At 43.1% G+C, this 11,967-nt stretch carries 10 protein-coding genes; 4 read left to right on the top strand and 6 right to left on the bottom strand.

The genetic code is table 11. The features are described from left to right. Positions 1-27 precede the first annotated feature (27 nt). From HM003_01060 to HM003_01050, 3 genes are all read right to left on the bottom strand, one after another. Complete coding sequence (locus tag HM003_01060; protein ID MBX5327931.1) at positions 28-1,278, bottom strand: Glu/Leu/Phe/Val dehydrogenase; 1,251 nt, start codon at positions 1,276-1,278, stop codon at positions 28-30. Between the two features lie 91 nt (positions 1,279-1,369). Then, positions 1,370-2,977: an FMN-binding glutamate synthase family protein gene (locus tag HM003_01055; GenBank protein ID MBX5327930.1), complete on the bottom strand. Its 1,608-nt coding sequence runs from the start codon at positions 2,975-2,977 to the stop codon at positions 1,370-1,372. Positions 2,978-3,111: 134 nt separating this feature from the next. Then, on the bottom strand, positions 3,112-3,855 hold the full coding sequence (locus HM003_01050) for a hypothetical protein (GenBank protein MBX5327929.1): 744 nt from the start codon (positions 3,853-3,855) through the stop codon (positions 3,112-3,114). 482 nt (positions 3,856-4,337) lie between these two features. Between HM003_01050 and HM003_01045 the strand changes: the two genes are divergently transcribed. The 4 genes from HM003_01045 (at position 4,338) to HM003_01030 (ending at position 10,171) form a co-directional block, all read left to right on the top strand. Further along, positions 4,338-5,783: a Glu/Leu/Phe/Val dehydrogenase gene (locus tag HM003_01045; GenBank protein ID MBX5327928.1), complete on the top strand. Its 1,446-nt coding sequence runs from the start codon at positions 4,338-4,340 to the stop codon at positions 5,781-5,783. A 97-nt stretch (positions 5,784-5,880) separates the two neighbouring features. Further along, positions 5,881-7,830, top strand: coding sequence for a hypothetical protein (locus tag HM003_01040; GenBank protein MBX5327927.1), 1,950 nt, complete (start codon positions 5,881-5,883; stop codon positions 7,828-7,830). Positions 7,831-7,923: 93 nt separating this feature from the next. Continuing rightward, complete coding sequence (locus HM003_01035) at positions 7,924-8,895, top strand: replication factor C small subunit (GenBank protein ID MBX5327926.1); 972 nt, start codon at positions 7,924-7,926, stop codon at positions 8,893-8,895. A gap of 4 nt (positions 8,896-8,899) precedes the next feature. Beyond that, a complete protein-coding gene (locus tag HM003_01030) occupies positions 8,900-10,171 on the top strand; it encodes a replication factor C large subunit (protein MBX5327925.1) in 1,272 nt (423 codons plus the stop codon). 9 nt (positions 10,172-10,180) lie between these two features. On the opposite strand, the gene metG is transcribed toward HM003_01030, so the two are convergent. The 3 genes from metG to HM003_01015 are packed head-to-tail and all read right to left on the bottom strand — an operon-like array spanning position 10,181 to position 11,962. Then, complete coding sequence (gene metG, locus HM003_01025; GenBank protein MBX5327924.1) at positions 10,181-10,507, bottom strand: methionine--tRNA ligase subunit beta; 327 nt, start codon at positions 10,505-10,507, stop codon at positions 10,181-10,183. Positions 10,508-10,550: 43 nt separating this feature from the next. Then, entirely contained in the window at positions 10,551-11,267 is a 717-nt protein-coding gene (locus tag HM003_01020) for an HDIG domain-containing protein (protein MBX5327923.1), read from the bottom strand. A 20-nt stretch (positions 11,268-11,287) separates the two neighbouring features. After that, entirely contained in the window at positions 11,288-11,962 is a 675-nt protein-coding gene (locus HM003_01015; protein ID MBX5327922.1) for an endonuclease V, read from the bottom strand. Positions 11,963-11,967: the final 5 nt, after the last annotated feature.

The raw sequence follows: 11,967 nt of genomic DNA, 5'->3' as shown, positions 1-11,967 counted from the left end.
TGAAATTAAAGTAGAAATTTGCTTTTTTTACGGCCATAAGCCTAGTGTCTTTATTGCCTCTGCAACTCTTCCTACACCAAGCATCAAAGCTGCAGTTCGCATGTCACTTTCTTCCTTTTTTGCCAGTTTGTGAACATCATTGAAGGCTCTGACCATTTTATCTTCTAATTTCCGATTTACTTCTTCTACTGCCCAATGTTCTCTTGTGAGGTTTTGCACCCACTCGTAGTAGCTTGCTGTTACTTCGCCAGAGTTAGCCAAGATGTCTGGAACCAAAAGTATTCCTTTTTCATGAAGCGCCTTGTCAGCATCTGGAGTTGTTGGTCCGTTTGCGCCTTCTGCCACTATCTTCGCTTTAATTTTGTTTGCGTTCTTTTCGGTTATCTGATTTTCCAGTGCTGCTGGTATTAGTATGTCGCATTTTGTTTCGAGTAATTCCTCATTTGTTATGTTCTCACATTTTTCATAATTGGTTACTGAACCTGTTTTGAATTTATGCTCATATATCTTGTAAGGGTTAAGACCTTTCTCACAGTAAATTCCCCCAGTTGAGTCGCTTACCGCTGCGATTTTGCAGCCCATGTCGTAGGCTATTTTTGCCGCGTTCCAACCAACGTTTCCGTAGCCTTGCACCGCCACCGTCGCACCTTTCAGCTTTAATCCCAAATTTTTAGCGGCTTCTCTTGCGCAGACTACTACACCAAGCGATGTGGCTTCTGCCCTTCCTTCTGAACCGCCAACACTTATGGGCTTGCCGGTGACGCATTCTGGAACACTGTAGCCCTTAAATTGACTATAAGTGTCCATTATCCAGGCCATTGTCTGCGCATCTGTGTAAACGTCTGGCGCCGGCACATCCCGGTATGGTCCGATTATGTCCAAAATTAAGGTTGTATATCGCCTTGTTAGGCGTTCTAGTTCCGCCTTCGACATCTCCTTAGGATTACAGCATACTCCTCCTTTTGCGCCACCATATGGTATGTCTACAACTGCGCATTTCCACGTCATCCACATTGCCAATGCCGTGACTTCGTCAAGAGAAACGTTTGGATGGTAGCATATTCCACCTTTGAAGGGTTCTCTTGCATCGTTATGTTGCACACGACAACCTAGGAAAGTGCAAACGCTGCCGTTATCCATCTTTATGTTAATAGAGACGACGAGTGACCTTTTCGGGTGTCGGAGCATCTCATGTATGTCGGGGTCTAGTTTTAATTTTTCTGCAGCTATTTTCAATTGTTCACATGCAACGCTTAGTGCTGATTGAGTTTCCACCATAGAACATTTCTCCTCCACAGTATTCTATCTGCTTGTTTATTCTTAAATTTAAGGATTTAACTGAAAACTAAAAAAAGAGAAGAGGATGCTGTTAGCCCAGTATTCTTTCTACAGCGTCTTTTTCTGCTTCGTGCGCCAAAGGTATACCTGTAACTTGTGCGGCAAGTTCGGACAAGCTCATTAAATCGTTTCTGTTGATAAGTTCTAGTTTCCACTTTCTGTTGCCTGCCAGAAGCTGCTTTAGTCCTACGCCTATGCGGTCAGTTAAGTAGGTGTAAAGTGTCACTGCTTCCCACGGTATTTCTTTGAATCTGTCGCCGTATTTTTCTTTCAATTCTGGCGCTGCGATGAAGAACTTTTCTGGCGTGTTGCCAAATCTGTCCGCAAAGGCTTTCGGAAGCTTGCCTTCTTCTGATAACTGCTTGAAGTAGTTTGCTTTCATGACAGCCGTCAAGGGCGAGCGTCCCATTAACACTGCTTTCACGAATGGGCTGTCTCCAAAGTTGCTCATTGCTATTGCCTTGAAAATCTGTGTTTCGTTTATGAATCCTCCAGCCATGATTATGTCTGGAACGTAGCGTCCCTTCTTCTTTAATAATTGTGCGCATTTGAGCACTATTGCTTCTAGGTAGACTGTTGGTATGCTCATTTCATCCATCATTGGAACCGGGCTCATGCCTGTTCCGCCACCTGCTCCGTCGAAGTATACGGCGTCTATTTTTGCTTCTGAGGCTATTTTCATTGTGTAGGCGACTGCTGAGGGTCTGTATGCGCCAGTTTTTAGTGTTACGTGTTTTGCGCCTTGTTTGCGTAGCCATTCTATGTCTTCTATCATGTTCTTTTCTTTTGGTATGCCTACTCTGCTGTGTCTTTCGAAGGATTTGAATACGCCTTCTTTAAATGCTTGCTGTACTGTTGGGTCTTCTGGGTCTGGAATTACCACGTAGCCTCGTTTCTTCAGCATTATTGCTCTGTCCAAGTCTCTGACACGAACTTCGCCTCCTATAGCTTTGGCGCCTTGTCCCCACTTTCTCTCGATAACGTTTACTTCCAATTTTGATATCGCATAGACGTCAACTCCTAATCTTTGGTCTTCAACGTTTGTCTGCACAGCAATATCGCCGTATTTTCCATCCCAAAACTTTCGGAACAAGTCAACTCTGCGTTTCAGTTCTTTTGAATATGTTACTTTGCCTTGGGTGATTTGGGCTTCGGGGTCCATACCGCAGACGTTTTCTCCAACGATTATTATTGCGCCTGAAAGTGCTGTGCCTATTGCTAATCCTTCCCAGTTTAGTCTAGCGACATCAGTTGAGCCAAATGCGCCAGCTAATATTGGAACTTTTATTGGTATGCCTCCTACTTTGGTCTCTGTGCTCACGTTTGGGAAAAGGGCGACATCTGAGTTTTCTTCTATTCCAAGTGCTTCGAACAAGCCTGCTTGTATATTAAAGTGTGACCAGTCTAGTCCGAAGTCTTTGAGCGCTCCTGCGGTGCTGTATCCAAATTGGACCGGTTCTGGGTAGAGGGCTTCTCTTCCTCTGAAACCTGATAGGCTGATTTCGCACATTATTGGGCAGTCACGGATGCATATTGGGCACATTCCACTTGTTGGGCTTGTGTCTTTGACACGAGTTGTTGTTCCGGTGGTTGATTTTCCGTTCAGGTAAGAGCTGTTTCTGTGTACACGTTCACTCATTTTCTTTCACCTTTACAAATGCAAACTTTTTTGGAGTATGAAGGGATATTTGCGTTAGAATTTAAGCGTTGCTTTAAACTGCCGCAAAAATGAACATTCATGAACATTAAACCATAATTTTATAGCGGTGCTGATTAAAGAATATCTATTTGGAGTCCTTTGACGATATATTCGCGTTGCTGATAAGTCTGGGCGTCATATCTTCCGCCTGCCTTCCTTATCTTGATGAAGTTTTTGTCGCCATTTTTTGACAAATCAATAACAACCTGCGTCATGTGTTCAATCATTGCGCAAAACTCCTTTGGATGCGCGTTTTTGGCCATTGTCCAATAAGCCAAAGTTTGGTATGCATATAATGCTGGGCAAACGTGTCCAAAAAAAGTTTTTACAGCATCTCTTCCCCAGTTGTGTTCCATGAGGGACAAACTGTTGAAAACAAGTCGCGTGCCCGGCGTTACGAATTCTCTCTCTATTCTTCCAAAAAAGTGGTGGAATCTATCTGGGTCTTTTGAGCTTGGGACTTTTCTCATCCATGTGGGTGCTTTGTCGTAAAAGTCGCTGAAAATGAGTTCACCTTGCCCTGCTGCTTCTGAGAAACAGTCGAGCACTAATAATCTCTTTTCCCATCCGTCTGGTAATGTTTTGGTTAATTGAGCAAGTTGTAACATTAACGCTTGTGGAGGATAAATGAAGTCTAAGTAGATTACCTGATTTCCTTCAATTATGCCTTGTTTTATGAATGAGTAGAGGAATTCTTTGGCGAATGTTCCAGACTCTATCTCCCAAAGAACGTTTTCGCCTAGTATTAAGCCGCCGCCTAAGAGTCGGTCAAGGCTTTTTATGCCGGTTGAGTAGAAACTTTTTTGTTCATTTTGCATTGGTTGCACGCTCGCGTTTTGAATTCTCTGGCGTGGTTAAAAATGTTATGTTGCGTTTCGGTTTGCGTTAATGATGTTGTACACGCGTGTACATAATGGACATAATATTTCTATAGTTGAACATTAGTCTTACTGTGCTTCCGGAGGAATTAAGTGAAATGTTGAATTTAGTAGAACTTTCAGCGCGAGAACTAGGAATGCTAAAGCTTATGGCTGATTTTTTCGCTGAAAAACCAGAACTTACAGCTAAAATTGAAAGCTATACAACAGCCCACTACGCTCTTGTAACCACATACTCTGAAAACTTCGGTATCCCATCAGAAGACGCTTGGAAAGTCTTTGAAGGCCTCCAGAAAAAAATCAACGAAGCTGAGTATGTTCATGTTAAAGCACCTGAGCCGCTAAAGAAATTACTGCCTTTGTCGAGAGACGAATTGAACATGTTGCGTGTTTTGATTGATTACTTCTCTGAATCTCCTAAAATGGCGCCTGCCGGGTCTTTTCTGTCAAATCGCCCAGATGCTTTGGCCGAAGCTTATCATTGGTTCTATGGAAGCAACGGTGGTGGTAACGGGGAAGTAGCACGTGAACTTCTTAAGACTTTGGTAGAAAAACTTCAAACAGCTGTGTTCATTAACATCGAGACGTTAGCGCCTCCTGTTGTTGTGCCAAACCCTTACGAAGCCGCCCTTAAACAATTAGACATTGCGGCTCAAAAACTGAACCTAGACCCTGGCATACACGAAATATTGAAGCATCCGATGCGTGCTTTCATCGTTAACATTCCTGTAGTCATGGATGACGGCAGCGTCCGCGTTTTCACGGGTTATCGTGTACAGTATAACGATGCTTTAGGACCAACTAAGGGCGGCATACGATACCACCCTGACCTAACACTAGACGAAGTTACAGCCTTAGCTGCTTGGATGACTTGGAAAACAGCCGTTACTGGACTACCACTTGGTGGCGGAAAAGGCGGGATAAGATGCAATCCTAAGGAGATGTCGAAGGCGGAACTAGAACGCCTAACAAGAGGATACGCACGTGCCATCTCCAAGTTCATAGGACCCTTCACCGACGTTCCTGCACCAGACGTTTACACAACCGCAGAAATGATGGCGTGGATAATGGACGAATACAGCGAAATTGTAGGCTATCCTGTTTTTGGCGTGGTGACTGGTAAGCCAGTTAATGTTGGTGGTTCGCTTGGAAGAAACGAGGCTACATCAAGAGGCGTAATGTACACGGTTATGGAGGCAGCAAAACATTTAGGCATAAACTTGAAAGGTGCGACGGTGGCGGTGCAAGGCTACGGAAACGTTGGCTATCACGCAGCACGATTGCTCCATGAAATCGGATGCAAAATCATAGCAGTTTCAGACTCTAAAGGCGGCATATACAATCCGCAAGGCTTAGACCCGGTGAAAGTGTTAGAGCACAAGGACAAGACAGGTTCTGTGGTTGATTACCCGGGCAGCCAACTCATAACAAATGAGCAATTGTTGGAAATGGAATGTGACATACTTGTTCCCGCGGCTTTGGAGAACCAGATAACCGAAAAGAACGCAAACAAAATTAAAGCGAAGATAGTGGCAGAAGGCGCAAACGGACCAGTAACACCCGAAGCAGACGAAATCCTATACAAGAAAGGAATTTTCGTCATTCCAGACATTCTAGCAAATTCGGGCGGCGTCATTGTCAGCTATTTTGAGCAAGTGCAAAACCAAATGAATTACTACTGGACAGAAGAAGAAGTGCGCGCTAAACTTAAGGATACTATAACCAAAGCGTTCAACGATGTTCTAAAAATGTCAACGCAACATAGTGTGAACATGCGGACAGCAGCTTACATGTTAGCCGTCAAGAGAGTCGCTGATGCCATGATGGCGCGCAAGGGAAAAGCAGTTTCACCAATCATGTCCAGCTAAACTATCCTTCTTTTTTCTGTGTTTATTGATGTACATTTATTGATTTTTGTGAACATATTTAAAAGCAACCGATAAAACGATAATCATGTGACAAATCATGTCCGTGCATCTTCACACCACCATAACTAGAAAAACCAACGAAGCACTCGAAGAACTAGCAAAAACGTATGGAACAAAAAGTCGTGTTCTCGAAAAAGCAGTAGAAACCCTTTTGAGAGTTGATAAGGTTGGTTCATGCGACGATTGCGCGATAAAGGCAAGGATGAGTGAGCAGACAAATCTTAGAGAAGCTCTTGACTTAACATCTGTTGGTAGGAAAACTTTAGACAGCTTGCTTGATGTTGCTGTTGGAGACAAAACCATTGAAGCTCTCATAAAGGAACAGAAAGCGGAAGCAAAAAATATTATTGAAATTTTGAAGGGATCGGTTGCGTGGAAAACTCCATCCAACTTCAAAGAGTTCGTCTCGGTTCTTGAAGAAATTAGGAATTTAACGCGGATGTTTGACATTCCATCCTACAGTGAGATAGACAGTATTGCTATACTGCGACCAAAAGCGTTCAAACGTCTGCCCGAAATAGTGGCGTTTCAAATTGCAACTATTCTTGAAGGCATAGGCGTCCCTTTTGACCTTCGCATGATGGGGGAAGACATAGTCATTAAAATGATTCGTTCCGAAGTTTATCCTCTGCGAAAAAGAGAGTTTGGCGAGTTTCTTGACCAGCAAATTGAAAAAAGATTGTCAAATGTAACGCCGGGATTGTTCAAAAATAACCTGATGTTGGTTGGACCTGCCTTCATGAGTTGGGCTGAAAAGCATCTGGAAGAACCAGTCACAGACCTAGGTTCTTTCATAGAGGATGTGCGGATTGCTTTAGGTGCGGATGAGCTTCCTAAAGAGCCTAAAGATTTTGTGAAGGGACTGCTTTCCGCGTGTGTTAAAATGAACTGGTTTAGGCAAGCAAAGGTATTAGCGGAAAAAGAAGAAAACACGTTAGAACTAGTTTTTCAAGTGACAGCAATTCCAGTGACGCGCATATCAGTCGCAGCCTTTTCTGTCATGCTCGCGACGCGCGGATGGAAACTTGTAAACTACTCAATTGAACACACAACAGTGAACATGACAGTAAAATACGTAGGCGCAGAAGACCAAAGCCTCCTCGACCAACTGGCTGAACTAAGCCTCTTCCAAACTATTGGCAAACAATTCTTGGATGTGGTTCCGGTTCCTCGCGAACTCTTTAACTCTTTTGCGTCCAAAGTTTACGAGACTGATAGACAGAAATTTGATGAAATATACCGCGCTACTGGTGTTCGCATCGCAAATGCTATTCGCATGCTTGCAAGAAACGACCAAGAAAAAATCAGAAGATTGTCACAGAATTTTATCCTTAAAAGTATCAACGCGACTCAACCAGATGCGGAAGTGCGCTTTGTAGACGACGAGCACTTCACCATGATATTCAAAAGAGTTGAACCTTTAATAATGAACAGTCAGCGGATGCTTATCGAGTCCATGTTTAGAGAACTTGGATACGACATTTCCACAACAGTGTTCCAAAATCTCCTCAGCTTCAAACTGAAACTGCTTGAAAAACCAGTTCTGGAGCCCGTGCCAAGAAAGAGAATAATGCAGACGCTTGTTGATGAGATGACCTCATGCAAAACGGTGGAAGAAGCCTTTGCACTTGAGAAGGAACAATTAGATGAGATGTTTCCGGAAGATTACCCGTGGACTATCAGAGAAGTGGGCGACAGACTAAGCGACATGTACAGAGAGTTAGGCATAGAAGTTGAAATAGAATACTTTGAAGGCGGCTTTACACTCAAATATAAAACATGTCCATATTACAAGCTGGTTAAAAACCAGCAGAAAACTTGGCTTTGTACAGTACGCAAAAAAACGCTGGATTACGTCATTTCCAGAGTGAGCCATGGCAAAAAAGGCAAAATAAAGATCATAAAATCTCTGCTACAGAATGAGCATCCATGCGAGTACGCCATTTTCCTAACGGGCTTTCTTGAGAAAGAAGAGAAAACACATTAAAAAACGGGCGTACTTTCGAATTTCGTAAACGTCTTTACTAGAACAGCATATTAATTAAAAAATGGTTAATAGTTATGGATAGAGGCGTTGTTCATGAGCTTTGAAATGTGGGCTGAAAAGTACCGACCAAAAACACTAGACGACATGGTTGACCAAAAAGAAATAGTTGAGCGGCTGAAAAGCTTCGTTAAATCACGAAACGTGCCACACTGCATCTTTGCTGGTCCACCGGGCACTGGGAAAACAACGGCTGCACTTTGTTTAGCAAGAGACCTTTACGGCGATGCTTACAGAGAGCATCTTATGGAGCTGAATGCAAGCGATGAGAGAGGCATAAACGTTGTTAGAGAAACTGTAAAAACGTTTGCAAGAGCCCGGTCTATCGGAGAAATTCCTTTCAAAATCATGATTTTAGACGAGTCAGACAATATGACTGCAGATGCTCAGCAAGCGTTAAGGCGGACGATGGAGCGTTACACAGAAACATGCCGTTTCATCTTATGCGCAAATTACAGTGGAAAAATAATAGAGCCCATTCAATCCCGCTGTGCACCTTTTCGCTTCACTTTCTTACCTAGAGAAGAACAAGACAAGTATCTGAAGTGTATTGCAGAAAAAGAAAACGTCAAACTCCTAAAGGAAGGATTAGACGCAATTTTTGAAGTTTGCGGCGGAGACTTAAGAAAAGCGATAAACACTCTGCAAGCGGCAGCTTCACTAAACAAACCCGTAGACCAAAAAGTTGTGTACTCCATTGCTGGAAGAGCCAACCCCGCTGATGTTCAAAAGATGATTGAAACCGCCATTAACGGCGATTTTCTGGAAGCAAGAAAACAATTGCGCGATATGATTCAGAAGTATGGCGTAGCAGGAAGTGACATAATCCGGCAAATCCACACGGAAATTTTCCGAGTAGAAATTCCGGAGCCGTGGAAAATAAAATTGGCTGCCATTGTCGGCGAAATAGATTACAGACTTGTTGAGGGTGCTGATGAAGAGGTTCAGTTGAGCGCTTTGTTGGCTAGGCTTGTTGAAGCAGGCTCCGAAATAGGTAAGAAGAGCTAAGCAGGTGCAGTTTCTCGTGTATACAACTTGGACCCTTAAGTATAAACCGAAATCCTTAGCGGAAGTTGTTGGAAACAGAGAGGCAATTGAAAAATTTGTTGAATGGGTAAAATCTTGGGAGAAGGGTGTTCCTAAAAAACGCGCTGCTTTTCTTTATGGACCGCCAGGCGTTGGAAAGACCGTTACGGTTGAGGCTTTTGCGAATGATTTCAAAATGGAACTGGTGGAGAAAAACGCAAGTGATTATCGAACAGAAGACGCTGTCAAACGGTTTGCTGGCTTAGCCTCCCAGTTTGGGTCATTGTTCGGCGGAAAAAGAATTGTTTTGCTTGACGAGTTAGACGGGTTAACAGGCACAGCAGACAAGGGCGGAGTGAAAGCTATAACTGACATTGTAAAAACCGCTCAGTGTCCAATTGTTCTCATTGCTAATAACGTCTATGACTCACGCTTTACGAATCTTCGCGTTTTCTGTCTTCTAATAGAGTTTAAGAAGCCACCAGTCGGTGAAGTTGTAAAACATTTGAAACGCATATGCTCACTTGAGGGAATCCAAGCTGACGAAAATGTTTTAAAATTTATTGCGCAACGTTCAGAAGGTGATGTTCGTTCTGCAGTTAACGATCTTCAGGCGTTGGCTCAAGGCAAGAAACGATTAACTTACGAGGATGTTTCTTGGCTCGGCTACCGCGATAGACAAGACACGATTTTCAATGTTTTGAGAATGATACTTTATGGGAAAACTTGCGTTGGCGCTAAACAAGCGGCAGACATGGCTGACGTTGACGTGGATATGCTTTTCGAGTGGATATACGAAAACGCTCCAGCGCATTTAACAGACCCGCATGATTTGGCAAAGGCTATGGATGCCCTTTCAATGGCAGACGTATACCGCGGCAGAATCCGACTAACACAAGACTGGAGTTTCATGCGCTACGTGATTGACTATCTGACTGCAGGCGTGGCTATGGCTAGGCAGAACACTAAAGTTCACGGGTGGATACCGTTCAAGTTTCCTGAACGCATACAAATGTTGTCGCGGTCTAAGGCTGAACGTGCCACGCAGATAACCATTGGATATAAGATTAAGCGTAAATGCCACATTTCAGCCGTTAGAGCCACAAAAGAAGTTATCCCTTATCTTCGAATAATCTTCAAAAACAACCCAGAGATGGCTGCTGGTCTCGCCAAATGGCTTGACTTGGACCAGGAAATGATTGAAAGCCTTGTCGGCAGCAAGGAAAAAGCTGAGGTTATAACAAAACTGTTAAGCTGAATTCCTTTTCTAGTGTATTTTGCTTCCTTCCGCAATGTCCTTTTCTGGCTGTAACGCTACAACATTGCCTTTGTTGTCTTCTGCAGCTAAAATCATACATTGAGATTCGATGCCCATGAACTTTCGCCTTTGAAGGTTCAGTATAAACGCATATTTTTTGCCGACCAACTCTTCAGGCTTATACCATTGTAGGAGCCCAGCAACCGCTTGTCGCTTTTCCGTTCCAAAATCCACAATCATCCTTATCAAATTGCGCGAGCCGGAAATTTGGTTTGCCTCAACAATTTTTCCAATGCGTAAATCCAGTTTTTGAAATTCTTCAAATGAAATTTCCATTCCTAATAATCACCTTTTTCAAATCTTCACACGAAAACAACTATTAAGTTTTGCGAGTTTTCCTCTTTCGTTTTATCTTCTCCACACTCTTTGCCACGCCTTCCCAACCTTCGACAACCTTCGAATTGATTATGTCGAAGGCTTCCTTCGAAGTCAATCCTCGCAGTTCTTCGCCGACACTTTTCCTCGTTAAATAAGCTGCTGCATTTAAAATTTCACCGTTCAATCGTGAATCCATTAAATCCGCCAAATGACAAACCAACGCTTCGACAGTGTGCGGTCTTATTGGACCATAATCACCATGATGTGCAGACACCACATGAACCAGCTCTAAGGGAAAATCTCTTCGAACAAGTTCAGAAATCACAAGCGACAAATGGTCCATGTAATCAGCTAAACGCGTAGAGCCATAACTCCCATTCTCATTCACAGTGTACGTGGCGGGCTTGAAAATGTCATGCAACAAAACTCCAGCCAGAACCAAATCACGGTTTACCTTTCCATGATAAACCTTTTCAATAGAATCACAAATTGCCAATGCAAAATTTGCTGTGGAAACGACATGTTCTATGTAACCACCAGGATAGCAATGATGATGTGAAAGTCCACCAGGTGACGCGTCCAAAGGCAAGCTTGGATATTTTTTCTTGTTTATTTCGAATGATGGATTTTCCAACAATTCAATAACTTTTTCTCGAAGTTTCTTGTCGCGAATCTTTTTCGTTAAAACTGCAAGTTTTGAGTGAAGCAATTCTAACATCACTGTTCCTTTGTTGTTGCTCATGCGATATGGATTTTTCGTTTTTCCCTCGTCGCTATTTCATGCGCTTTCAAGATTGGCTCTGGAAGGCGATGGTTACGCGTACAGTGTTTAACAATTTTTATGGCAGTTTCTAAGGAAACCATATGCCCAACACTAACATAGACAGGCTTGCATCCCCGCTTTGTTGTAACAACAGCGCCAACAACTTCATTTTGATGCCTTAAAAAAGTAACATCCTTTTCAATTTTTGCGCTGTTAACTTCTCCGAAAAGTCTGCTCTTTGCAACACCCACGGTTGGCTTCCTTATCACGAGACCCAAATGGCTTGCAAATCCGCAGCGATATGGATGTGCAAAGCCTTGGCCGTCAACAAGATAAGTGTCAGGCTGAATACTCAACTGTCTTACGCTTAAAACAGCCGGCGGAATCTCTCTGAAAGAAAGAAGTGTGGGCATGTATGGAAAACTTGTTTTGCAAAAGACCACTTGTGATTCTACGAGTCGAAGAGAATCATAATCCAGCACTGCTGCAGCACCAATTGACATCCCATTGACATAAGCAATATCGACACCAGCAACAAAACGAATTTTCCTAGGAAGTTTGTCCTCAAATATGATGTGCTGTGACAAGAGTAACTGTGCTTTATGAGCTTTTTCAACCGAAAATTTAGGTTTTATGCCCGTATCACCCATTTAGG

The organism is Candidatus Bathyarchaeota archaeon A05DMB-5, assembly GCA_019685655.1.
Lineage (GTDB): Archaea > Thermoproteota > Bathyarchaeia > Bathyarchaeales > Bathycorpusculaceae > DSLH01.
The sequence above is the reverse complement of the archived record's forward strand: the minus strand, read 5'-3'. Positions and strand labels throughout refer to the sequence as shown.

What these genes read in the sequence shown, in the direction of transcription:
- metG (MBX5327924.1), bottom strand. Translation starts at nt 10,507, where the DNA reads ATGGAAATTTCATTTGAAGAATTTCAAAAACTGGATTTACGCATTGGA.
- HM003_01055 (MBX5327930.1), bottom strand. Translation starts at nt 2,977, where the DNA reads ATGAGTGAACGTGTACACAGAAACAGCTCTTACCTGAACGGAAAATCA.
- HM003_01035 (MBX5327926.1), top strand. Translation starts at nt 7,924, where the DNA reads ATGAGCTTTGAAATGTGGGCTGAAAAGTACCGACCAAAAACACTAGAC.
- HM003_01020 (MBX5327923.1), bottom strand. Translation starts at nt 11,267, where the DNA reads ATGTTAGAATTGCTTCACTCAAAACTTGCAGTTTTAACGAAAAAGATT.
- HM003_01050 (MBX5327929.1), bottom strand. Translation starts at nt 3,855, where the DNA reads ATGCAAAATGAACAAAAAAGTTTCTACTCAACCGGCATAAAAAGCCTT.
- HM003_01045 (MBX5327928.1), top strand. Translation starts at nt 4,338, where the DNA reads ATGGCGCCTGCCGGGTCTTTTCTGTCAAATCGCCCAGATGCTTTGGCC.
- HM003_01040 (MBX5327927.1), top strand. Translation starts at nt 5,881, where the DNA reads ATGTCCGTGCATCTTCACACCACCATAACTAGAAAAACCAACGAAGCA.
- HM003_01060 (MBX5327931.1), bottom strand. Translation starts at nt 1,278, where the DNA reads ATGGTGGAAACTCAATCAGCACTAAGCGTTGCATGTGAACAATTGAAA.
- HM003_01015 (MBX5327922.1), bottom strand. Translation starts at nt 11,962, where the DNA reads ATGGGTGATACGGGCATAAAACCTAAATTTTCGGTTGAAAAAGCTCAT.